The sequence below is a fragment of the Glycomyces algeriensis genome (assembly GCF_027622855.1).
Classification (GTDB): domain Bacteria; phylum Actinomycetota; class Actinomycetes; order Mycobacteriales; family Micromonosporaceae; genus Glycomyces; species Glycomyces algeriensis.
Window position 1 is genome coordinate 195,434 of sequence record NZ_JAPZVR010000005.1, and the last position, 23,719, is coordinate 219,152.

Consider the following 23,719-nt stretch of genomic DNA (forward strand, 5'->3'; position numbering starts at 1 on the left):
ACAGGAAAGGCCGGGTCCATCGGACCCGGCCTTTTCTCGTACCGTCTACTCCCCCTTGAGGAAGCTCCGGATCCGGAAGCCGACCGCCGGGTTCATGAGGACCTTGCGGTGGCCCAGGCCCGTGGTCGCCATGAGCTCGGCGTTCGGCCACGCGTCGGCGAGGGCCTTGCCGTGGCGGAACGGGTTGGGCCGGTCGCCCTGGTCGTGGACGATGAGCACCGGGCCGTCGAGTTCGATGCCGCGCAGCGAGAAGTCGTCGAGCTTGACCCCCGATTTGGCCTCCCCCAGCGGCACGAGCCGCTCGAAGATGCGGGGGCCGACCGGCACGATCGCGCCGATCGTGTCGCGGAAGCCCTCCTGGCCGCCGATGAACGGCGCGAGCATCGCGATCCGCACCGCGGTGGTGTCGACGCCGCTCTGGTGCAACCCGTGCACGGCGCTGAGCGCGCCCATGGAGTGGGCGACCACGCCGTAGGGGGTGCCGAACTTCTCCAGGACGACGTTCATGGCCTCGATGAGGTGCAGGCCGTTCGCGTGACGCTCGCCCCAGGGCCCGGGACCGGCGTTGCCATGGCTCGGCGCGTCGAAGGCGACGACGCGGTAGCCCGAGGCCACCAGGTTCGCCGCGATGAACTTGAAGTCGCCGGTGGAGCCGCCCCAGCCGTGCACGAGGTAGACCAGCGGGGCCTCGCCAGTGGTTTCAGGGGCCCAGTCGAAGCCCCACAGGTTCGTGCCGAGGCATTCGAGCTCGAAGACGTGCGCGCCGGCCGGGGCCTCGCCGCGCAGGCGCTTCTCGGGGCCGGCCGGGAGCCGGAACCACAGCTCGCACAGGACCTTCGCGGCCCGCGCGGGGGCGACGCGCTCGGCGGCGGAGAAGCCGGAGCGCACGTACCAAGGAGCACGAACGGTCGTGCTTTTCTTCTTCACCACGGGGGTCGAGGCAGTGGACGTCATGAGCGAGCCTTCCTGGGTTAACTCTGCAGACTGCCGAGCAGTCGGTTGAACGCCGTCCACGCGCGGTCGGCGGCGTCGGGGTAGGACAGGATGCGGCTCATCCAGTTGTAGCCCAACAGGATGCCGAACACCTCCTGTGCCACCTGGAAGACGTCGGTGTCTTCGGGGAACTCGCCCTGGGCGACCGCCGTGGAGGCGATCCGGGCGAGGGTCTCGAGCAGCTCGCGCTGCTCGGAGGCCATGAAGTCGTGCAGCGGGCCCGGCAGGTCGTCGAACTCCGCGGCGGCGGCCAGGAACAGGCAGCCGCCCGGGTGCGAGTACCACTGCATCCAGTACTCGACGATGGCCTGCAGGCGGGTGATCCCGCGCGGCTTCGCGAGCGCGGGCCGGATCACCTCGTCGATGAACTGCTCGCCGTTGCGCTGCATGCAGGCCAGCTGGAGCGTCTCCTTCGACTTGAAGTGGGCGTACAGGCCCGACTTCGACATGTCGGCGGCCGCGGCCAGCGATCCGATGGTCAGCCCGGAGAGCCCCGAGTAGCGGGCCATCCGGACCGCTTCATCGAGGATCGCCTGCCTCGTCATCTCGCCTTTGCGCACGACCTAAAAATAGCACGATCGTGCTGGAAACTCCACGGGCGAGCGCTAGGGGGTGTGAGAGCAGTCCCTAGACATCGCATTCGCTCGCTTCGCCGGTGTACGAGAACGTCACCGCGACCTGCTCGGACAGCGCCCGCGTCGAGCCCGGCTCGGGCGACTGGCCGATGATCTCGCAGTCCTCGTGGGACCAGTCGAAGACGCCGCGCTCCTCCCCCGACTGGTCCACGCCGGCGAAACCCGCCGCCTCGACGGCCTGCACGGCCTCGGCGGTCGACATGCCCATCACGTCGGGCACCGAACCGGTCGGCGCGCTCTCGGTCGTCGGCTGCGACTCCTCCGTCGGGTCCTCCTCGGCGCCCTGGTCCTCGGGGTCCTGCACGGTCTCCTCAGGGGTGGGCGACGCCGAGGCGCTCGTGCTGGCCTCCGCGGAGGGCGTGTCGCTCGTCTCGGGCGAGGCGGCCGTGGTCGGCTCGGAAGTCGTTGCGGCGGAAGCGCTCTCATCGATGGCGGCGTCGTCGTCGGCGGTGTCGCCGTCGCCGAGCTGGGAGCCGAACGCGGCCCCCGCGCCGACCACGACCAGCAGCGCGGCGGCCACCACGACCGCGCGTTTCTGGCCGCCGCGTCGCTTCGGAGCCTCCTGCTCCTCGACGAACGGCAGCTCGCGGGTGGCCACGGGAGCGGCCTCAGCGGCGAGGACCTTCGCGTGCGGGGCGGCGAGCACGGGTTCGAGACCGAAGCGGCGGCGCAGCATCGTGGCCGCGAGCGGGGTGCGGGCCGCGCCGCCCGCCATCAGCAGGCCCGCGAGCTCGGCGGGGTGGACGCCGGCCTCGGCGAGGGTCTCCTCCATGACGTCCGCGGTCGTCGCGACCAGCTCCTCGACGCGCGACTCGAACTCGTCGCGCGTCAGCGGCATCTTGATGTCCGCTGCGGGCAGCGTGATGACGGTGAAGTCGCGCTCGGAGAGCTGCTCCCGCGCCTGCGTGATCTTCTCCAGGAGGAGGGCGCGCAGCTGCCGGTCGGCCGGTTCGGCCGGGTCGGCGATGCGGGACCAGAGGCGGACGCCGGCGTCGGGATGGCGGCCCGAGAGGTACGCCAGGATGAGGCCGTCGAACTCGGCGCCGCCGATCGGCTCGGTGCGCTCGGCGGCGACGACGAAACTGCTCTCGATGCGGCGCACGACGGCGGCGTGGAACGAGGAGCGGCCGAGGCGGTAGACCGCGAAGGCGGCGCCGGAGGGGAGGGAGCCTCCGGTGGAACTGCTGAGACTTGCCGCGGCGGCCCCGGGGTCGATCCGGACCGATGCGGCCGGGGGGACGTTCTGCATAGCGCCGAGTGTAGGACCGACGGATCGCACGGCTTCGACCCGTCTTGATCTGTTTTGAGGCACTTACGCTGCGCAATCAAAACGTTCGGCGCGCGGCGGCCGTTTCCCGTCGAGGACAACGGAGCGGGGCCGGGAGTCGAAACTCCCGGCCCCGCTTCACGCAACGATGCCTAGCTGCAGCCGCTCGTGGCGCCGCAGCCTTCGCAGGCGTAGCAGGAGCCGGCCGGGCGCATCTTCGTGCCGCAGTTCATGCACAGCGGCGCGTCGGCGCTGCGGGCCTGGGCCGAGTTGAGGATGTCCTTGCGGGACTTCTTCGTCTCGATCTGCACCCGCTCGGTGACGGCCTCCTCGATCGGCGCCGAGGCGCGCAGCTCATCGAGGTCGACCTCGTGGACCTTCGCAGGGTCTTCACCGTTGACCTCGGCGGTGCGCTCGGCGGTCGTCAGGATGCCGAGCGCCGCGCGGTCCTCGTACGGAAGGTAGTCCAGCGCGAGGCGCCGGAAGATGTAGTCCACCAGCGAGGAGGCCATGCGGATGTCCGGGTCGTCGGTCATCCCCGCGGGCTCGAAGCGCATGTTGGTGAACTTCTCGACGTACTTCTCGAGCGGCACGCCGTACTGCAGCGCGATCGAGATCGACACCGACAGCGCGTCCATGACGCCGGCGAGGGTCGAGCCCTGCTTCGACATCTTGAGGAAGACCTCGCCGAGGCCGTCGTCCGGGTAGGACGAGGAGGTCATGTACCCCTCGGCCCCGCCCACGCTGAACGAGATGGTCTGGGACGGGCGCTTCTTCGGCAGCTTGCGGCGGACCGGCCCGTGGGCCGCGACCGTCTCGACGACCTTCTCGACCGCTTCCTCGACGGCCTTGTCGATCTCCTTCTTCTTCGCGGAGAGCGGCTGGCCGACCTTGCAGTTGTCGCGGTAGACCGCAAGGGCCTTGAGGCCGAGCTTCCAGCCCTGGAAGTAGACCTCTTCGATGTCCTCGACGGTGGCCGTCTCGGGCAGGTTGACGGTCTTGGAGACCGACCCGCTCAGGAACGGCTGCACGGCGGCCATCATGTTGACGTGGCCCATCGGGGAGATGGACCGCTCGCCCATGGCGCAGTCGAAGACGGAGTAGTGCTCCTCGTCCAGGTGCGGGGCGCCGACGACGTAGCCGTGCTCGGCGATGTAGTCGACGATCTCCTGGCGCTGTTCCTCGGTGTAGCCGAGGTTCGCCAGCGCGCGGGGCACGGTCTGGTTGACGATCTCCATGGAGCCGCCGCCGACGAGCTTCTTGTGCTTGACGAGCGCCAGGTCGGGCTCGATGCCCGTGGTGTCGCAGTCCATCATGAACGAGATGGTGCCGGTCGGCGCGAGCACCGAGGCCTGCGCGTTGCGCCAGCCGTTGACGGCGCCGATCTCGTTGCCCTTGGCCCACTCGGCCTTGGCGGCGTCCAGGACGGTGGCGTCAACGTCGCCGAAGGTGCGGACCTCCTCAGCGGCGGCGGCGTGCTGGCGCATGACCCGCTGGTGCGGGTCGGCGTTGAGCGCGTAGCCCGCGTACGGGCCGACGACGCCGGCGATCTCGGCGGAGCGGCGGTAGGAGACGCCGGTCATCAGCGAGGTGATGGCGGCGGCCAGCGCCCGGCCGTCCTCGGAGTCGTAGGCGTGGCCCGAGGCCATGAGCAGCGCGCCCAGGTTCGAGTAGCCGATGCCGAGCTGGCGGAAGTCGCGAGTGGTCTGCCCGATCTTCTCGGTCGGGAAGTCCGCGAAGGAGATCGAGATCTCCATGGCGGTGATGACGAACTCGACGGTCTTGACGAACCGCTCGACGTCGAACGAGCCGTCCTCGCCGAGGAACTTCATGAGGTTCAGGCTCGCCAGGTTGCACGAGGAGTCGTTGAGGCTCATGTACTCCGAGCACGGGTTGGACGCGTAGATCCGGTCCGTGTTGGCGTTCGTGTGCCAGTCGTTGATGATGTCGTCGTACTGGATGCCCGGGTCGGCGCACTCCCAGGCGGCCTGGGCCATCTTGCGGAAGACCTCGCGGGCGTCGCGGCGCGAGAGCTCCTTGCCGTCGAGGCGTCCCTTGAGGGCGTAGTCGGTGCCCTGCTCGACGGCCTCCATGAACTCGTCCGTGACGCGGACCGAGTTGTTGGCGTTCTGGTACTGGACCGAGAACATGTCGTCGCCGCCGAGGTCCATGTCGAACCCGGCGTCGCGCAGGGCGCGGATCTTGTCCTCTTCGCGGGACTTGGTCTCGATGAAGTCCTCGATGTCGGGGTGGTCGACGTCGAGGATGACCATCTTGGCGGCCCGGCGGGTCGCGCCGCCGGACTTGATGGTGCCGGCGGAGGCGTCGGCGCCGCGCATGAAGCTGATCGGGCCGGAGGCGTTGCCGCCGGAGGAGAGCAGCTCGGCGGAGGAGCGGATCTTGGAGAGGTTGACCCCGGCGCCGGAGCCGCCCTTGAAGATCATCCCCTCTTCCTTGTACCAGTCGAGGATCGACTCCATGGTGTCGTCCACGCTGAGGATGAAGCAGGCCGAGACCTGCTGCGGCGCGGCGGTGCCCACGTTGAACCAGACGGGCGAGTTGAAGCTGAAGTACTGGTGGAGGAGGAGCCAGGTGAGCTCGTCGGCGAAGATCTGGGCGTCCTCGCTCGTGGCGAAGTACCCGTGCTTCTCGCCGGCGGCGTGGTAGGCCTGCACGACCCGGTCGATGACCTGCTTGAGGCTGCTCTCGCGCTGCGGGGTGCCGACGGCGCCGCGGAAGTACTTCGAGGTGACGATCTGGGTGGCGTTGATGCTCCAGAACGCGGGGAACTCGACGCCGCGCTGCTCGAAGTTGATCGAGCCGTCGCGCCAGTTGGTCATGACGACGTCGCGGGACTCCCACTGGACTTCGTCGTACGGGTGCACTCCCGGCGTGGTGAAGACGCGCTCGACCTTGAGGCCGTCGGTCTTCGGCTTCGCCGCGGTGGCTGTTGCTCTGGTGGTCTTCGGCATGTTCCTCGCCCCTGTCTGCTCATGCCTGGTCATGGGAATCGGATGGGTGTTCGTGCTGAGGGGTGCGGCCGCCTCAAGCGGTGCTGTTTCGTGCGGCGTGCTCTTCGCGCAGCTGCGCGATGGCCGCCTCGAAGTCCTCGAGGGACTCGAAGTCCTGGTAGACGCTGGCGAAGCGGAGGTAGGCGACCTCGTCGAGCCGGCGGAGCGGCTTGAGGATCGCGAGGCCGACTTCGTGGGCTGGCACTTCGGCCACGCCCTTCGAGCGGATCTCGTCTTCGACGGCCTGGGCCAGCTTCGCCACGTCGTCGGCGCCGACCGGGCGGCCCTGGCAGGCCTTGAGGACGCCGGAGGCGACCTTGCCCCGGCTGAACGGCTCGGTCGCGCCGCTGCGTTTGACGACGGCGAGGATGGACTCCTCGACGGTGGTGAAGCGCTTCTCGCACTGCTGGCAGACCCGGCGGCGGCGGATGATCTTCCCGTCCTCGGCCTCGCGGGAATCGACTACGCGGCTGTCGGGATGGCGACAGTACGGGCAACGCATCGCTAGTCTCCTTCTTGAGCCATCGTCTCACCGGCCTCGGCGGCATCGCGGGCCGTAGATTGGTACGTCCCGACGGTGCTCGAGGGGGTTCCATCGCGCCGGTACCGCGCCGGGAGGGACAGTCTGCCCCTCGCCGCCTCGGAAGGTGCTGAAACCCCAACACCTAGTGAGAGACGATACAACAAACCACAAGATCTTGTGTCAAGGATAGCGCAGATGGGTTGCCGGGCGACGGCGGAGTTCGGGGGCGGGCTCCAGTGAACCAGCGGCCGCCGGGCTATCGTTCACCCGTACGGGTGAACCTGGGCCAAAACACACTCGGAGCAGCGCGGCGACACGCCGCAGTCGCACGAATGTTTGACTTGACACAGCACCTGAGTTACATTGTCGGAATCAGACATACCGTCCCATTTGTCTAACGGGAGCCTCCTGTGGCTAGCGAGACCACAACAGCCCGACCGAAAACGCGCAAGCTCACGCGTCGGCAGCAGCAAGTCCTCGAGTACATCGAGGAGTTCATCAACAACAAGGGGTACCCGCCCAGCGTCCGGGAGATCGGCGCCGAAGTCGGGCTCGCCTCGGCCTCGTCGGTGGCCTACCAGATGAAGCAGCTCGAGCGGAAGGGCTACCTCAACCGCCTGGCCGGCCGGCCGCGCGCGGTCGGGGTCCGCCAGTCCACCCCGGGCGGCGTCCAGACCTGCTCGCAGCACCCCCGGCCGCGGTACGTGCCGATGGTCGGCGAGATCGCCGCCGGGCAGCCGATCCTGGCTGAAGAGCGCGACTACGACGTCATGCCCCTGCCGGCCGAGTTCGTCGGCGAAGGCGTGCACTTCCTCCTGCGCGTCAAGGGCGACTCGATGGTCGAAGCGGCCATCACCGACGGCGACTGGGTGGTCGTGCGCCAGCAGCCCGACGCCCTCAACGGCGAGATCGTGGCCGCCATGATCGACGGCGAGGCCACCGTCAAGACCTGGAAGCGCAAGAACGGCAAGCCGTGGCTGCTCCCCGCCAACTCCCTGTACGACCCGATCGACGCCTCTGAGGCCGAGATCCTCGGCCGCGTCGTGGCCGTCCTCCGGAAGATCTAGCTCTGCGGCCTTCGGGCCGCAGCAGTACCGCTGCGCTCGGGAGCAGTGCACCTCGCGCTGCTCCGGGCGCCGCAGCGTCTCAGGCCTCCGGGCTCACCGGATCGGCTTAGCGGCCACGGCCGTACGTATTGCCGCTCTCAGGCGGGCCCCAGAAGCCGTCCTCCGGCTCCGGGGTCCGTTCGTCGTTTCCGGCCCCGTAGACGCCACCCTGCGGCGCGCCGTAGGTGTTCCCCCGCCCAGCGGGCGGAGCGGCGGGGCGGGCCCCGTAGACGTTGCCTGAGGGCTCGGGACGGGCACCGAAGCTCTGGCCCGGGCCGGCGTTGTCGTAGACGCTGCCCTGGCCGCCGCGCTCGAACGCGCCGTACTGCGGCTCCTCGCGGGCGCCGCCGTACACGGCCCCTTGGCCGGAGGGCGGGGTCGCGGGCCGGGTGCCGCCGTAGACGTTCCCCGAAGGCTCGGCGCGCGCGCCGCCGTAGACCGAGCCGGTGGACTCGGAGCGGGCCGGACTCGCGCCGTACACGTTGCCCGAAGGCTCCGGGCGGGCGCCGCCGTAGACGCCCCCGCGGGCGATCTGGCCCAGGTCGGGATCGGGCTGACCGGAGTCGAGGCCGAGGTCCACGGGGTCGTCGTCGAACGCTTCGCCGCGGTTGCGGCCGAAGTCCGACTCCTCGCGTGCGTAGCCCAGCTCGGCGTCGTCGTCCTCGTCACCGTTCTGCTTGCGGTACTTGCGGATGATGATGATGCCGAAGACCATCGTGGCCATGCCGAGGATCGCGATGGCGGCCAGAATCTTCACGATCGTGCCCACGCCCAGGTCGAGGATGCGGTCGACCAGGCTCGGCCCCTCCTCCTCGGCGGCGCCGCCCGCGGCGTCCTCGCTCGCGGGGGGCTCTTCAGCGGCCGCGGCGGCCGGGGCGTACCGGGTGATGGTGCCGACCGTGCCGTCGCCGTCCACAGAGGACAGAGTGTTGAAGTTGCCGTCGGCGTCGTATGAGAGGCCCTGCGCGGTGCCCTCATCGGCGATCGGCGTGACCACCGGGGTGCCCTCGGTCAGCGTCGTTACCACGTCGCCGTCCACAGTCCACTCGTAGACGGCGCTCTCGGTGCGCAGCGCGACCTTCGAGGCGTCCGCGTTCAGGGCCGCGCCGGTGACCGATCCGCCCTCGGAGAGCACGACGGTGCCGATGCTCTCCAGCGGCGTGTCCTCGGTCTGGTTCTCGCCGGGCGGGTAGAAGAGCTCGGTTTCACCCTCGGATGCCGAGAAGAACAGCGGCTTCTTGTCGTCGGCGTCCGGGATCAGGAACGTCTCGACCGAGGTGGCCGCACCGGGGAAGACGTAGCGGTAGGCCACGTTGTTGCTGAAGTCGTCCAGGGCGATCTGGTTGACCGTGATCCAGTCGCGGTTCTCGGCGTCGCCCGTGTCGCCCACCCACATGAAGCCGTCGGCGTCGAGCGCCAGCGCCTGCGGGTCGCGCGGCTGGTGGTCGATGAAGACCTCATCGGCGTCGCGCGGGTTGCAGTCCTCGCCGACACGCAGGACCGACAAGGTGCCGTCCTGGTTGTCAGCGGAGGACACGATCCACCAGCCGTCGCCGTCCGCGGCGGCGGTGATGCCCGAAGGGTTCGCCAGTCGCGGGTCGTGCAGGTCGCACACCACTTCCCCGCCGCCCTCTTCCTGGGCATAGACGGGGGGCGCAGCCACCACCAGGACAGCCGCTCCGGCTGCCCCGGCGACGATCCGCGCAGGCAGGGCCCCTCGGCCCACACGGCGCTCTCGCATCAGGCAAGTGTTCCAGAACACGGGGTGTACCGGCCAGGCCCCCCGAGAGACATGTTCAGGACCACTGCGTTTCAGTCGGTTTCCAGGACGAACGCTCGCAATTCACCGGCCAGCGCCTCGTCGACGCGGGCCGTGATGACCGTGCCGTCGCCCCGGTGCTCGGTCGAGAGGACCTCGCCGCGGGAGCGCATGCGCGAGACGAGGTCGCCTCGCACGTACGGGATGCAGACGGTGAGGGTCGTGTCCGGCTGCGGGAGGGCCTGCTCGATGGCGGCGCGGAGCTTGTCGATGCCTTCGCCGGAGTGGGCGGAGACGAAGACCGCGTCGGGCCAGTCGGAGCGCAGCTGCAGGACGTCGTCGGGCGCGACCAGGTCGAGCTTGTTGACGACCACGAGCTCGGGGACCTCTTCGGCGCCGACCTCGGCGAGCACCACGCGGACCGCTTCGGCCTGGCCGAGCGGGTCGGGGTGCGAGCCGTCGATGACGTGGACGATGAGGTCCGCCTCGGCGACCTCCTCGAGGGTCGAGCGGAACGCCTCGACGAGCTGGTGCGGCAGGTGCCGCACGAACCCGACCGTGTCGGTCACGGTGTACTCGCGGCCCTCGGCGGTGCGGGAGCGCCGCGTCGAGGTGTCGAGGGTGGCGAACAGGGCGTCCTGGACGAGGATGCCCGCGCCGGTGAGGGCGTTGAGCAGGCTCGACTTGCCCGCGTTGGTGTAGCCGGCGATCGCTACGCCGGGCACGCGGTTTCGGGTGCGGGAGTCGCGCTTGGTCTCGCGGGTGACGGTGAGCTTCGCGAGTTCGCGGCGGAGCTTGGCGACCTTGGCGCGGATGCGCCGGCGGTCGGTCTCGAGCTTCGTCTCACCGGGGCCGCGGAGGCCGACGCCGCCGTTGGAGCCGCCCTGGCGGCTCATGGCGTCGCCCCAGCCGCGCAGGCGCGGCAGGAGGTACTGGAGCTGGGCGAGTTCGACCTGGGCCTTGCCCTCGGCGCTCTTCGCGTGCTGGGCGAAGATGTCGAGGATCAGGGCGGTGCGGTCGATGACCTTGACGTTGATGGCCTTCTCGAGGGCGATCAGCTGGCCCGGGGAGAGTTCGCCGTCGGCGATCACCGTGTCGGCCCCGAGGGCTTCGACGGCGTCCTTGACCTCGCGGACCTTGCCGGAGCCGATGAAGGTGCCGGCGTCGGGCTTGGAGCGGCGCTGGATGAGGCCTTCGACGACCTCGGAGCCGGCGGTCTCGGCGAGCTGCGCGAGCTCGGCGAGCGAGTTCTCGGCGTCGTCGATCGTGCCTTCGGTCCACACCCCGACGAGGACGACGCGCTCGAGGCGCAGGCGGCGGTACTCGGCGTCGGTGACGTCTTCGAGTTCGGTCGAGGCGAGCCCGGCGACGCGTCGCAGTGCTTGGCGTGCTTCCAGGTCCAGTTCGCCCGTTGAGGGGGCGGCGCCGGACGGGAAGTCATCTTGGGAGTTCATGTGCTCTTCGTGCATCACCACAAGCTTGACACGAGCGTGTGACACCGGCGAGTGAATATCGCGCAGAGCGTAGTCGGCGGCGCCACGAAGCGGTCCTGCGACCGCGCCGGGACCCGCGTTCGTGAGCGGTGGAGTGGCGGGTCCTATGCGGGCAACAGGGCTGAGGCGGTCTTGCGCGCGGCAGTGGCATCATTCAAGGCATCCGCCTCTGCAGACGCTCTGCTCGCGAGCGGCCTCGACGGCGATCGCGGGCCTGACGAGCATCGCCGAGGGGCGCGTCCACGACGAAGTGCACACCTAAGGAGCGGCATGACTGCAGCCCGTCTTCCCAGCGCCGGGTTCTCCATCACGGTCCGGTTGGCCCTCTCGGCCGACCCGGGCGCGGCGGGACGCCTCGCCACGGTCGTGGGGCAGGCCGGTGCGATCGTCACCGCGCTCGACGTGGTCGCCTCCGACAACAAGCGCATGACCGTCGACCTCACGTGCGACGCCTCCGACGCCGCCCACGCCGAGCAGGTCACCCAGATCCTGGAGGCCATGCCGGACTTCGACGTGAAGAAGGTCTCCGACCGGACCTTCCTCGTCCACCTCGGCGGCAAGATCGAGGTCACCCCCAAGGTGCCGCTGCGCAACCGCGACGACCTGTCGATGGCGTACACGCCCGGCGTCGCCCGCGTGTGCATGGCGATCTACGAGAACCCCGACGACGCCCGGCGCCTCACCATCAAGCGCAACACGGTCGCGGTCGTGACCGACGGCTCCGCTGTGCTCGGCCTGGGCAACATCGGGCCCGCCGCCGCGATGCCGGTCATGGAGGGCAAGGCGGCGCTGTTCAAGAAGTTCGGCGACGTCGACGCGTGGCCGGTGTGCCTGGACACGCAGGACACCGACGAGATCGTGAACATCGTGACGGCGCTCGCGCCCACCTACGGCGGCATCAACCTCGAGGACATCGCCGCCCCGCGCTGCTTCGAGATCGAGGCGCGGCTGCGCGAGCGGCTCGACATCCCCGTGTTCCACGACGACCAGCACGGCACCGCGATCGTGGTGCTCGCGGCGCTCACGAACGCGCTGCGCGTGGTGGGCAAGGAGTTCGCGGACGTGCGCGTGGCCATCGTGGGCTGCGGCGCGGCCGGGACGGCGATCATGCGGCTGCTGGAGAAGGCCGGGATCGGCGACATCATCCCGGTCGACCGCGACGGGGCGCTGCACAGCGGCATGGAGACCGACAACGAGACCTGGAAGTGGCTGGGCACGCACTTCAACAAGGACGACTACTCGGGCGACCTCTCGGGGGCGGTCGAGGGCGCGGACGTGTTCATCGGCGTGAGCGCGCCGAACATCCTCAAGGGCTCCGACGTGGCGAAGATGGCGAAGGACCCGATCGTGTTCGCGCTGGCGAACCCGGACCCGGAGATCAGCCCGACCGAGGCGGCGCGGTACGCGGCGATCGTGGCGACCGGCCGGTCGGACCAGCCGAACCAGATCAACAACGTGCTGGCGTTCCCGGGCGTGTTCCGGGGGCTGCTGGACGCGCAGGCGCGCGACTGGAACGACGACGCGGCGCTGGCGGCGGCGAAGGCGATCGCGGACTGCGTGGGCGCGGAGAAGGTGAACGCGACGTACATCGTGCCGAGCGTCTTCGACCCGAACGTGGCCCCGGCGGTGGCGGCGGCGGTCAAGCAGGCGATGCGCTGAGGTGCGGCGCCCGCTCGGCGCCGAGAGTGCAGAGCGCTGATCCTCGCCGCTCGCTCGGCACCGGGAGCATGCCGCGCTCACGCTCGTAGCCAGGCGCGCGCCTGCTCGTGGTCCGATCGCCATCCGCTCGCCGACGACGCAGCGAATGTGACCCGATTAACGCCCCGGGAACCGCTGGTTCCCGGGGTTTTCTGTCGGACCCCCGCGCGACGATGATGCCCACATCCCCTCTTGGGTGGGTGGGGGCTGTGGATGGCTATGGCCGACACGCCTCACATTCACGTTCCGCGGACGCCAGGTCCGGAAGACGTTCCCGCGAGCGCTAGATCCGGAAGGTGCCTTCGGCGACGATCACGGCCGGGCCGGTGAGGTAGAGGGTCTCGTTGGTGACGGTGATCGTGAGCGTCCCGCCGGGAACGTCCACTTTGCACACACCGGTGTCCTGGCCCGCGTGCCGCAGCGCGACCGCGCCGACCGCGCACGCGCCCGTGCCGCACGAGGCCGTCTCGCCGACGCCGCGCTCGTGGACGCGCATCCGCACATGCGGGGCCGCGCCCGTCACGAACTCCACGTTCACGCCCTGCGGGAACACGCCCGCGTCGTAGCGCGGTTGGTGGAAGAGCTCCAGCGCCTCGAGCTCCGCCTCGTCGCCGAGGTGGCACACCAGGTGCGGGTTCCCCATCGACACGGCCTGCCCGGGCCATGTGAAGCCCTCCACGGAAGCCTGCGAGGTGGGGCCGAACTCGGCCGCGCCCATGTCGACCCGCAGCTCATCGCCCTCGACGCGCACGGTCTTGATGCCGGCCCGCGTCGCCACGGCGACCTCCGGGCCCTCCGCGAGCCCCTGCTCGAGCAGGTACCGCACGAACACGCGCACCCCGTTGCCGCACATCTCGGCGATCGAGCCGTCGGCGTTCCGGTAGTCCATGAACCACGCCGCCGCCGGGTCCTCCGACGGGGCGACGCGCAGCAGCCCGTCGCCGCCGATCCCGAACCGGCGGTCGCACAGCAGCGCCACTTGGGCGTCCTTCAGCGGCAGCGCGTCCTGGAGGTCCGGCACGATCACGAAGTCGTTCCCGGTGCCGTGTCCCTTGGCGAAGTCGATGGTGGTCACTTGGCAATTGTGCCCCACGGCTCCCGCGCTAGGCTTCTGCCGTGACTGAGACGACCGATGCCGGGCCCCTCGCCGACCTGAAAGCGAAGTTCCCCAACGGGGTGTGGACCACCCGCGCCAACGCGCGGCTCCAGGACGCCCTCATCGAAGGCGCCGGCCTCGGCCGCCTCCAGCCCGCCGTCGGCTGGGCCGCGCGCATGCAGGCCACCGAGGCGCCCGTGCCGTTCGCCTCGCCCCAGATGCTCCTGTTCGCCGGCGAGTACCCGGACGGATGGGACTCCGGCGACTACGCGCCCGTCGAAGCGCAGGCCGAAGCGCTCGAGCAGGGGGAAGGGCCGCTCGCCGAGCAGGCCGCCCGCGCCGGGCTCCCCTTCACCGTCGTCCGCACGCCCGCCAGCGAAGGCGTCGAAGGCCCGCTCCTGGACGAGACCGAGCTGAACGAGGTCCTGCGCCTGGGCCGCGAGGCCGCCGACCGCGCGATCGACGCCGGCGCCGACATCCTCCTCATCGCCGGGCTCGGCGCTGGCGCCGCGACCGCCTCGGTCGCCGTCTGCTCCTTCATCGCCAAGGACGACATCACCACCTACCAGCCGCAGCTGCACGCCCCCGGCGGCGCGGTCCAAGACGCCGCCTGGATGGGCCGCATCGCCGCCCTGCGCGACCACCTCGCGTTCAACCGCGGCTTCAAACGCAGCCCCGAAGCGCTCGTCACGCGCCTCGGCGGCGCCCAGCTCGGCGCGATGGCGGCCGCGATCTTCACCGCCGCCACCCGCTCCACCGCGATCCTCATCGACGGACCGGCAGCCATGGCCGCCATGATGATCGCCCGCGACTTCGGCCTCGCCGCCCCCAAGTGGTGCTACGCGCCGAACCGCTCGACCCATCCCGTCGTCGTCAAGCTCGCCAAGCAGGGCGGCCTCGCCGACGACCTCGGCTTCGAGCTCGACCTCCCCGACGCCGCCGCGCTCCCCCTCGGCTGGGACCTCCTCCAGACGGGCCTGCGCATCTCGCAGTCGCTCCCGATGCCCGCCAAGGAGGAGCCCGAACCGGAACCGGCGGCTGTGGTCGCCGCCGAGGCCGCGGTGATCGAGGAGACCGGTGCCGTGACAGATCCTGTAGAGCTTGCCGCCGCCCCCGAGCCGAGCGAGGTCGCCGCGACGGCCGACGAGACCGGCGCCGCGACCGACCCGGTCGAACTGGCCTCCAACGAGACCGAGGCGTCCGAGGAGAAGCCCACCGAGGCATGACGCACGCGGATCCCCGGGCACTCGTCGAAGCGCTCGACGACTGGGCCCGGCGCACCGACTGGGTGGACTGGGTCGAGATCGGCGGCTCGATCGGCAGGGGCGCGGGCGATGAACTCTCCGATGTGGACGCCGGCATCGGCGTCCTGGGACTCGCCGACCACCCGGGCCGCATCGACGACGCACGCACCGCAATGGACGCGTTCGCTCCCGTCGCCGCGTCCCTCACCCAGATCCTCGGCGGCGACACCACCCACCTCATCAGCGTCTACGAGGACGGCCGCCAGCTCTCACTCGTCGTCCTCGACGCCGAGGCCCGGCAAGGGCTCCCGCCGCAGGCCGTTGCGACCGTTGACAAGTCCGGCCGCCTCAGTCGCAGCCTCGACCAGAGCCGCTGGGACGCCGACGAAGCCACCGTCCGCGAATGGGCCTTCCTCGCCTGGATCGCGATCGGCGACGCCGCCCGCCACCGCCTCCGCGGCCGCACCTGGCGGGCCCTGCACGCCCTCACCGACGCCCGCGACCACCTCTGGCGCCTCTGGGCCCACTCGCACGGCCTGGCCTTCCCGATGTTCGGCGCGGTGACCGTCGAGAACGCGGGCGCCGACCTCCCGCCCGGCATCGAGGCGACCCACCCGGGCGACCTCAGCACCGCCGCGATCCACCGGGCGCTCACCGCCCTCGCCAGGCTCCTCGAGCCCTACACCGCAGGCGACCTGGCGGCACTCGCCGACACAGTCCGGGCCCGGCTCGACCTGCTCGAAAGCTCGATCTCGACGGCGTGACCAGTGGGAATGAGTGAGCGGCCGGTAAACTCGGCCGCATGAGCACCGCCCGGCTCCTCCTCGCCCTCGCCGACCTCGCGCCCGCCTCGCCCCAGGCGAAGCAGGACCAGCTGCGAGACCACCTCGGCAAGCTGCACGCGTGGAGTCCCGAACCCAGCACCGCTCTGGCCGCGGCCGAACTGGCGAAGCACGACGAACTCCACCGGGACGAGCGGCTGCTGCGCCAGGGCTGGGGCGTGGTCATCGGCCGCATCGAGGTCGACGGCAAGCAGCGGGAGGTCCGCGTTCCGCTCGTCAACCGGCCGGTGCGGCTCAAGGCGGTCGCACCCGGCTCCGACATCCAGAAGGTGATCGCGGCCGGCGACATCGAAGTCCACGAAGCGCTGGCCGGGACCGACTTCGCCGCGCAGCTCGAGGCCGTGTTCAAGCCGGCTCGCAGTGCTGCTGTCCTGGAGGACCTCGCCTGGCTGCCGCGGGCGGCCGCGGCCGCCGGATTCCCGGACGCCGCGATCGGGCACCCAGAGCCGCAACGCGAACGGGACCGGCTCCTCGTGGTCGCCGAGACCGTGGTCTACATCGCGGCCGAGCAGGGCCCGACGCCGCTGGCCTCCGGGCTGCGCTCCTGGGCGAAACGGCCGGGCATCGAGCAGACCGCGTTCGCCGCCATGCACGACCCGGTCGACGCCGAGCCCGAGGCCGACCCGCGCCCGCCGCAGTGCCCGCTGCCGCTCAGCGGCGAGCAGGCCGCGGCCGTCGTCCAGGCCCGCACCGCCCCGGTCACGGTCATCGCGGGCGCGCCCGGATGCGGCAAGAGCCACACCCTCGCCGCGATCGCCTTGGACGCCATGGCGAACGGGCAGTCGGTGCTCATCGCCGCCCAATCCGTGCACGCCGCCGACGTCCTCGCCGAACTCCTCGACCGCCATCCCGGGCCGCTGCCCGTCCACTTCGGCGACTCCGAGCGCCGCGACCGGTTCCTGACCCGGCTCGGCACCGGAACCGCGAAGGGCCACAAGCGCCGCGAGGTCGAACGGCTGCAGGAGTCCGCCGCCGAAGCGGCCGAGTACACCGCCCGCATCGAAGCGGAGATCGCGACCTGGCTCGACCTCGAGTCCCGCCGCGGACGCGTGCAGGACCTGCCGCTGTTCCTCCTCGACGACTTCCCCGGGCTCCGCGACGCCGACCTCGACGAGGCCGACCGGCTCCTCGCCCGCTCCCGCCGCGACGACGGCTGGTGGCAGCGCCTGCGGGCCCGCCTCGCCGCCAAGCGCCTGCGCCGCATCGCGGGCGCCGACGGCAGCACCACCGCCCTCGCCCGAGCCCTCCGCACCGCACGCGACCAGCGCGGCGCCGCCCGCCTCGCCGCCGCCGGAGGCCTGCGCCTCGCACCGCTCTGGGCCAGCCTCGAAGCCGCGGACACCGAAGCGGCCCAGGCGATCGGCCGCGCACTCGAGCTCGAGTCCGGTTCCGCCGATCGCCGTGGCGCGGCCTCGCGCAGGGCGCTGGCCGAGCTCGGCACCGCGCTGCGCAGCGGCAGCCGCCCGCAGCGCCGGTTGCGGCTGGAGAGCGTCGACGTCGCGGCCCTGCTGCGGGCCATGCCGTTGTGGATCGGCACGGTGGCGGATGTCGAGGACGTGCTCCCGGCCCGCGCCGGCATGTTCGACCTGGTGATCCTCGACGAGGCCTCCCACATCAACCAGCTCCGCGCCGCCCCGGTCCTCGCCCGGGCCCGCCGCGCGGTCGTCGCGGGCGATCCCCGGCAGCTGCGGTTCGTCTCGTTCGCCAGCGCGGCGAAGACCGCTGACGTCCTGGACGAGCACGGCATCGCCGATCGCCTGGGGCAGTTGGACATCGGCAAGGTGAGTTCGTACGACCTGGCGTGCGGTGCCGGGCCGGTCGTGGAGCTGACCGAGCACCACCGCAGCGTGCCGCATCTGATCGGCTTCTCGGCTGCGAAGTTCTACCACGGTCGGGTCAAGCCGATCACCACCCATCCGCGCAACCATGAGGCGGACGCGATCTCGGTGCACCGCGTCGAGGCGCAGTCCTCTCAGGAGGGTGTGGTCGAAGCAGAGGTCTCGCGCGCGCTCGAGCTGCTCGCCGGGCTCGTCGACGCGGGCACGGTCGGCCTGGCCGTGATCTCGCCGTTCCGGGCGCAGGCCGAGGCGATCGAGGCCGGGATTCTCAAGCGCTTCGACCTGGAGACGATCCGGCGCCATCGCATGCGGACCGGCACGGTGCACGCGTTCCAGGGCAGCGAGGCGGAGACTGTGGTCATCGCTCTCGGTGTGGCCGAAGGCGACACGGCGGGCCGCCGCCGCTTCGCGGCCGGGCCGAACCTGTTCAACGTGATGGTCACGCGGGCGCGCGGGCACCTCCACGTGGTCACCGCGGTCGGTGAGACGGACGGCCTCATCGGCGAGTTCCTGCGCTACGCGGACCGGCCGCCGCGTTCCCCGGGGAACGGTGACCCGGTCGGGAAGTGGACGGCGCGGCTCGCCGATGCGCTGGAGGGCGCGGAAGTGCCCGTGCGCCAGGCGTATCCGGTCGGGCACTGGTCGTTGGACCTCGTGGTGGGCGACGCCGAGGACGCGATCGGCGTGGTCGCCGAGGTCCACCCGGAGGGCCCGGCCGCGCACATCGCCCGCCACCGCGCCCTGCGGCGCGCGGGATGGCGCATCGAGGAGGCCTTCCCCTCGGCCTACGGCGACGATCCCTCAAGGGCCGCAATCGACCTGCTGGCCGAGTTGCGGGGTCACTGAGGCGCAGTGCCGTTGTTCGCGGCGTGTTCGAGGGCCGCAGCCGGGGAGTCAGCGGTGTGGGTCGGCGCGTACTCGGTCTGGGACCATTCGCGGCCGAGGTGCAGCCAGACGCTGCGGAGGCCGAGTCGGTGCGCGCCCAGGATGTCGGCGTCGTCGCGGTCGCCGATCATCCAGGCGCCGTCGAGGGTGGCGCCGACTGCGTCGGCCGCCGCGTGGAAGATCCCGGCCTCGGGCTTGCGGAACCCCACCCCTTCGCTGACCACGGCGGCGTCGACGTACCGGTCCAGACCGGAGGCCTTGACCTTCCCGGTCTGCTGCGGCACGGCCCCGTTGGTGACGATCATGACCTGGTGCCCGGCGGCGCGGACCGCTTGCAGCGCAGCGACGGTCGCATCGGTGACCCGGGCGTGCTCGCGTGCTCCGCTGCGCAGGAAGTCGATGACCGCGTCCTCCTCGAGTTTGATCGGGTAGCGCTCGATGATCGCCTGCGCGACAGTCGGTCGCGCCGCGTAGCCGGAGGCGTCCACCGACATCACCCAGTCCACGTCCTCGGCCGGAAGCCCGTGCGCGGCCAGGAACTCGCTCACCCCGAGCCGGAAGGCCCCGTCGCGGTCGATGAGCGTGTTGTCCAGGTCGATCATCAGGAGCGTCATGCCCTGGATGCTACGGATCACGCCACCCCAGCGGCAAACGCGTTCCCACGACACCGCCCGCGCCCGGTAGCTTCGGTCCATGACGCAACTCCCCCAGGCGGTCCTCGACCGCTTCGCGACCTCCTACGCCGTCGTGTGCGCCTTCATCACCGACCCGGAAGGGCGGGTGCTCGTCGTCAAGCCGACTTACCGCCCCGAGTGGCAGTTCGTGGGCGGGATGATCGACCGCGGCGAATCACCGCACGAGGCATGCGCACGGGAGGTCAAGGAGGAGATAGGCATCGACCTCCCGGTCGGCGACCTCCTGGTGCTCGACTACGTTCCGGACCACGGGTTCGACTCGGCCCCGATGACGGTCTACATCTTCGATTGCGGGATCGTCCAGGACCCCGCGGGGATCCGCCTGCAGGCGGACGAGCTCGCGGACTTCGCATGCCTTCCGGTCGACGAGGCCGCAGCGCGGTTCCACTCCACCAACAGCGCCCGGGTCGAGCGTGCAGCGGAGGCTCGCCGCACCGGCCGCACCTCCTATGTGCCGCAGAGCGGCCCAGCGCCTCGGTGAGGGCCGTGGGACCTGGACGTCAAGTCCGGAACCTGACTGCCAACGCCAATCCAGCGCTCTTACGCTCGGGCCGTCGAATTCAACCCGCTCTGGAGCGAAGCGCATAGCGGCCCCGCGGCTCCGGCCGCGGGGCCGCTATGCGGGACGGCCTACGCTTCGGCCGTTGCGGGGGCCTCTGCCTCCGTGGCGTCCTTTGCCGGGCGGCGGGACCAGCAGGCGGCCAGCAGGGAGCCGGAGATGTTGTGCCAGACCGAGAACACCGCTGCGGGCAGGGCCGCGACCGGGTTGAAGTGGGCCGTCGCGAGCGCGGCGGCGAGGCCGGAGTTCTGCATGCCGACCTCGATGCTGACGGCTCGGCGGCCGGTGACAGGCAGGCGGCCCAGCTTGGCGAGCGCGTAGCCGAGCGCGAGGCCAAAGCCGTTGTGCAGCACCACGGCGAGGACGACGAGCGCGCCGACCTTGAGCAGCGAGTCGGCGCTGCCGGCCACGACCGCCATGACCACGAGCGTGATGCCGAGGACCGAGATGAGCGGCAGTGCGTCGAGGACCTTGTCGATGAGGCGCGGTGCGAAGCGGCGCAGCAGGAGGCCGACCACGACGGGCACGAGCACGATCTGGATGATCGAGACGAAGAGGTCGCCCGCGTCCACGGGCAGGAACTCGCCGGCGAGCCAGAGGACCAGGACCGGCGTGAGGAGCGGGGCGAGGAGGGTCGAGACCGAGGTCATCGCGACCGAGAGGGCGGTGTCCCCTTTGGATAGGTAGACCATCACGTTCGAGGCCGTGCCGCCCGGGGCGGCGCCGACGAGGATCATGCCGACGGCGAGCATGGGCTCCATGTCGAAGGCGCGCGCGAGGCCGTACCCGGCGAGGGGCATGACGAGGTACTGCGCGATGACGCCGAGGACCACGGGCCACGGCCGCTTGCCGATGATCGCGAAGTCCTTGGGCTGCAGGGTCATGCCCATGCCGAGCATGATGATCATGAGGAAGTACGGCACGGCCGTGCCGAGCGGCGCGAAGGTGGTCGGGGTCGCGAAGGCGACCGCGGCCGCCGCGAGCACGATGGCGGGCAGCCAGGTGCCGGTGAGGTTGCTGATGCGTTGCAACATCGGGGGATTCGCTTTCTGCTTGGAACGCTTGGGGCGTCGTTGCCGCTGAGCAGGGTTGCGAGGGGTGGTGGGGCGGACGCGGGACGGCTGACACTCTACTAGTCCGCCGAGGGTTGGGAATCTGATTCCCAACCTGTGGATGGACAACGGCATGGAAACGGGGCGCGGGCCCGCCCGCGCGCCGGGGGGTACGGGGAGTAGTTGGAAGGTCGGGCGAGGCGCGTGGCTCGCAGGCCCACCCTGGGTCGGCCCACCGCCTTGTACACGGCGCGCGGGCCCCCCCGCGCCCCGTTTCCTCCGTTCAGTCGTTGATCGCTCGCAGGACCGGCTTGCCGGTCAGCGCCCTCTGGAGTTCGGGCGAGGCGGCGATCTTCTCGCTCTGCACGGTGAACACCACGTGCTCGCCCGGGACGAGGGTGACGAGCGCCTTGTCCACCACCGCGTCCGGGTCGAGGCGGTCGGCGAACAGGCACAGGTCGCGGAGGACGCTCTCGGCATGGACGGTGACGGCGACGCCGCCGGGCACGGGAGCGACCTCGGTGGCGAACCGGGCCTTCGACCAGTCCATGTCCTTGTCCTCCTTGGTGAACCAGGTCGCGCGGGGGAAGTCCTCGCGGCCGGTCAGGAGGAACTCGCCGTCCATCGGGATCGCGCCCGGCTCGAGTTCGAGCACGGCCGTGTCACGCGGATCGATCTCCATCTGCACGAGCGCCCGACCGATGATGCGGCCCTCGGCGTTGCACTTCCAGAAGCCGATCACGCCCTCCCAGGTCTCGGCAGAGTCGTTGACCACGACCATGTTCAGGCCGTCGCCGTCGGGCTGGAAGGTCACGAAGCGGTCGGCGTAGACGTCGCGCAGCGCGTACCAGAGCGGCTTGAGCCGCTCCTCGCCGTCGATCGCGGCCCAGGAGGTGACGGGCCAGCAGTCGTTGAGCTGCCAGACGATCGCGCCCGAGCAGTACGGCTGCAGCGAGCGGAAGTACTCGATGCCCAGGCGCATCGCGCGGGCCTGGTTGACCTGCGTGAAGTACAGCCAGTCGTCGAAGTCGCGCACGGGCGGCAGGTGCGCGTCGAGGCCGGCCTGGAGCTTGTCCTGGCCGTTCTCGGCCTTCTGGTGCCACAGCATGGCGGCGCTGTCCGCGGTCAGCGGATCGTCGTGGACCATGCGCCGCACGGTGGCCCACGTGGGCGGCGCCTGGTAGCCGAACTCGGCGACGAAGCGCGGCTTCCAGTCGCGGTAGTGGACGTAGTCGCGCTGGTTCCACACGTCCCAGATGTGCACGGAGGCGTGCGCCTGCTCGTTCGGGTGCAGATCGCGCGTGCCGGAGTACGGGCTGCCGGGCCAGTACGGCCGAGTGCCGTCCACTTCGGATACGAGTTTCGGGAGGAGACCGTGGTAGTAGCCCGCGCCCCAGGTGCGGTCACCGAGGTCGCCCTGCCAGTCCCAGTCGTGCCAGCCCCAGAGGTTCTCGTTGTTGCCGGTCCAGGTCACCAGGCTCGGGTGCGGAGCGAGGCGGGCGAGATTGTCGCGGGCCTCGGCCTCCACTTCGGACCAGAACGGCTCTTCCTCCGGATAAGCGGCGCACGCGAACAGGAAGTCCTGCCCCACGAGGAGCCCGAGCCGGTCGCAGATCCGGTAGAACTCCTCGGACTCGTAGACCCCGCCGCCCCACACGCGGATGTAGTTGACGCCGGCCGCGACCGCCTGGCGCAGACGCCGCTCGATGCGGGCGGCGTCGATCCGGCCGAACAGGGCCTCGTCGGGGATCCAGTTGACGCCCTTGATCCAGACGGTCTCACCGTTGACCTTGAGGTGGTAGGGGCGGCCGTCCGCGTCGGGCTCGGTGTCGAGTTCGACGGTGCGGAAACCGATCTGGCGCTCCCAATCGTCGAGGACGACGTCTCCGGAGCGCACGCTGACCGAGGCGTCGTACAGCTCCCGGTCGCCGTGGCCGCGCGGGCGCCAGAGACCCGGGTTCTCGACTTCGAGCCGCACGGTGGCGACATGGGAACCGGCCGGGACGCGCAGCTCGGCCTCGGCGACGACCTCGCCGTCCACCGGCCGCGCAACGGCGCAGACGAGGTCGATGTCGGCATCGGCGGCCCGCTTGAGGCGGACGTCGAGCTCGACGATCCCGGTACCGTCCTCAAGGGATACCCGCGGCACGACCGCGTCGATGCGCGCGGTCTTCCAGGACTCCAGCCGCACCGGCCGCCAGATCCCGACCCCGGCGAGGTTCGGGCCCCAGTCCCAGCCGAAGTTGCAGGCGGCCTTGCGGATGAAGTTGCCGGGTTCGGGGTAGGCGTTCGGCCGGTCGCCGAGCCGGTCGCGCTGGGCCTCGGCGTACGTGTACGGCGCCGTGAAGTGCACCTCGAGTTCGTTCGCGCCCTCGCGGAGCAGGCCGCGCACGTCGAAGCGGTAGCGGCGGTGCATGTTCGCGGTCTCGCCGACGACGGTGCCGTTGAGGCTGACCCGGGCTACCGTGTCGAGCCCGTCGAAGGCCAGCTCGACCCCGTCCCAATCCGCGGCCTCGTATGCGAAAGCGGTCCGGTACGTCCAGTCGCGGCGGCCGACCCAGGCCAGTTCGCGCTCGGCCTCGTCCACGTACGGGTCGGCGACGAGTCCGGCGGCCAGCAGGTCCGCGACCACCTCGCCGGGGACCGAGGCCGGGATCGCCTCGACGGCCACCGGGGCCCCGGGGTCCCCGGTGACGGTCCAGCCTTCGTGCAGGGTTCGCTTGGCGCTCAAAGAGACTCCTATGCCTTGGGTAGCGAGCGGTGGAGGACACCACTGTCGGCAGCGTAGCCAGCGGCGGCTCGTGCGTGAACGCGCCCGTCGACCCGGCACCGCGCGAGGCCCGCGTCACAGTATCGCTTAACCGGATAAGTAGCGTCAACCCCAATCCGGGCCGGTCCTTGACCGAACCGCCGCCGAATTGAGATCATGCTCCTCGAGCCCTCCGATCATCACGGCTGAACCGGTTCGCTCAAATCGTGCGCTACAGTCTGGAAACCGGCGCTCAACGCAAGTCCGTGCCCTA

17 protein-coding genes are annotated in these 23,719 nt (G+C 70.8%); 6 read left to right on the forward strand and 11 right to left on the reverse strand.

What is annotated here, in order from left to right; all coding sequences use genetic code 11:
• Positions 1-45: 45 nt before the first annotated feature.
• From O2L52_RS11615 to nrdR, 5 genes are all read right to left on the reverse strand, one after another.
• Entirely contained in the window at positions 46-954 is a 909-nt protein-coding gene (locus O2L52_RS11615; RefSeq protein ID WP_270115588.1) for an alpha/beta hydrolase, read from the reverse strand.
• A gap of 17 nt (positions 955-971) precedes the next feature.
• A complete protein-coding gene (locus tag O2L52_RS11620; RefSeq protein ID WP_270115589.1) occupies positions 972-1,553 on the reverse strand; it encodes a TetR/AcrR family transcriptional regulator in 582 nt (193 codons plus the stop codon).
• Positions 1,554-1,620: 67 nt separating this feature from the next.
• Positions 1,621-2,877 (reverse strand): Hsp70 family protein, encoded by a 1,257-nt coding sequence (locus O2L52_RS11625; RefSeq protein WP_270115590.1) that lies wholly within the window; start codon positions 2,875-2,877, stop codon positions 1,621-1,623.
• Positions 2,878-3,047: 170 nt separating this feature from the next.
• Complete coding sequence (locus O2L52_RS11630; RefSeq protein WP_270115591.1) at positions 3,048-5,867, reverse strand: vitamin B12-dependent ribonucleotide reductase; 2,820 nt, start codon at positions 5,865-5,867, stop codon at positions 3,048-3,050.
• A gap of 73 nt (positions 5,868-5,940) precedes the next feature.
• Entirely contained in the window at positions 5,941-6,408 is a 468-nt protein-coding gene (gene nrdR / locus O2L52_RS11635; RefSeq protein ID WP_270115592.1) for a transcriptional regulator NrdR, read from the reverse strand.
• A gap of 431 nt (positions 6,409-6,839) precedes the next feature.
• Here nrdR and lexA point away from each other — a divergent pair, with 431 nt between their 5' ends.
• A complete protein-coding gene (gene lexA, locus O2L52_RS11640; protein WP_270110793.1) occupies positions 6,840-7,496 on the forward strand; it encodes a transcriptional repressor LexA in 657 nt (218 codons plus the stop codon).
• Between the two features lie 106 nt (positions 7,497-7,602).
• On the opposite strand, the gene O2L52_RS11645 is transcribed toward lexA, so the two are convergent.
• Together O2L52_RS11645 and hflX are read right to left on the reverse strand one after the other, a co-directional pair.
• Positions 7,603-9,276, reverse strand: coding sequence for a hypothetical protein (locus tag O2L52_RS11645; protein ID WP_270115593.1), 1,674 nt, complete (start codon positions 9,274-9,276; stop codon positions 7,603-7,605).
• 71 nt (positions 9,277-9,347) lie between these two features.
• Complete coding sequence (hflX, locus tag O2L52_RS11650; protein ID WP_270115594.1) at positions 9,348-10,748, reverse strand: GTPase HflX; 1,401 nt, start codon at positions 10,746-10,748, stop codon at positions 9,348-9,350.
• A gap of 309 nt (positions 10,749-11,057) precedes the next feature.
• Between hflX and O2L52_RS11655 the strand changes: the two genes are divergently transcribed.
• A complete protein-coding gene (locus O2L52_RS11655; protein ID WP_270115595.1) occupies positions 11,058-12,446 on the forward strand; it encodes an NAD-dependent malic enzyme in 1,389 nt (462 codons plus the stop codon).
• A gap of 322 nt (positions 12,447-12,768) precedes the next feature.
• Here the strand turns inward: O2L52_RS11655 and dapF are convergent, their stop codons facing one another.
• Positions 12,769-13,551, reverse strand: a complete 783-nt coding sequence (gene dapF / locus O2L52_RS11660; RefSeq protein WP_344471296.1) for a diaminopimelate epimerase — start codon at positions 13,549-13,551, stop codon at positions 12,769-12,771.
• Between the two features lie 50 nt (positions 13,552-13,601).
• On the opposite strand from dapF, the gene O2L52_RS11665 reads away from it, so the two are divergent.
• Genes O2L52_RS11665 through O2L52_RS11675 form a run of 3 tightly spaced genes read left to right on the forward strand, consistent with a single transcriptional unit; the run spans position 13,602 to position 18,351 of the window.
• Positions 13,602-14,807, forward strand: coding sequence for a nicotinate-nucleotide--dimethylbenzimidazole phosphoribosyltransferase (locus O2L52_RS11665; protein WP_270115598.1), 1,206 nt, complete (start codon positions 13,602-13,604; stop codon positions 14,805-14,807).
• Entirely contained in the window at positions 14,804-15,589 is a 786-nt protein-coding gene (locus O2L52_RS11670) for a hypothetical protein (RefSeq protein ID WP_270115599.1), read from the forward strand. The genes O2L52_RS11665 and O2L52_RS11670 overlap by 4 nt, the downstream gene beginning before the upstream one ends.
• A gap of 38 nt (positions 15,590-15,627) precedes the next feature.
• Positions 15,628-18,351, forward strand: a complete 2,724-nt coding sequence (locus O2L52_RS11675) for an AAA domain-containing protein (protein ID WP_270115600.1) — start codon at positions 15,628-15,630, stop codon at positions 18,349-18,351.
• Here the strand turns inward: O2L52_RS11675 and O2L52_RS11680 are convergent.
• Entirely contained in the window at positions 18,345-19,004 is a 660-nt protein-coding gene (locus tag O2L52_RS11680) for an HAD family hydrolase (protein WP_270115601.1), read from the reverse strand. The genes O2L52_RS11675 and O2L52_RS11680 overlap by 7 nt on opposite strands.
• Before the next feature lie 79 nt (positions 19,005-19,083).
• On the opposite strand from O2L52_RS11680, the gene O2L52_RS11685 reads away from it, so the two are divergent.
• Positions 19,084-19,566: an NUDIX domain-containing protein gene (locus O2L52_RS11685; RefSeq protein WP_270115602.1), complete on the forward strand. Its 483-nt coding sequence runs from the start codon at positions 19,084-19,086 to the stop codon at positions 19,564-19,566.
• 149 nt (positions 19,567-19,715) lie between these two features.
• Here O2L52_RS11685 and O2L52_RS11690 read toward each other — a convergent pair whose 3' ends face one another.
• Together O2L52_RS11690 and O2L52_RS11695 are read right to left on the reverse strand one after the other, a co-directional pair.
• The gene (locus O2L52_RS11690; RefSeq protein WP_270115603.1) at positions 19,716-20,678 is read right to left on the reverse strand and encodes a bile acid:sodium symporter family protein; all 963 of its coding nucleotides are present in this window, start codon (positions 20,676-20,678) and stop codon (positions 19,716-19,718) included.
• Positions 20,679-20,979: 301 nt separating this feature from the next.
• Positions 20,980-23,427 carry a glycoside hydrolase family 2 protein gene (locus O2L52_RS11695; RefSeq protein WP_270115604.1) on the reverse strand — a complete coding sequence of 816 codons (2,448 nt, stop codon included), beginning with the start codon at positions 23,425-23,427 and terminating at the stop codon, positions 20,980-20,982.
• Positions 23,428-23,719: the final 292 nt, after the last annotated feature.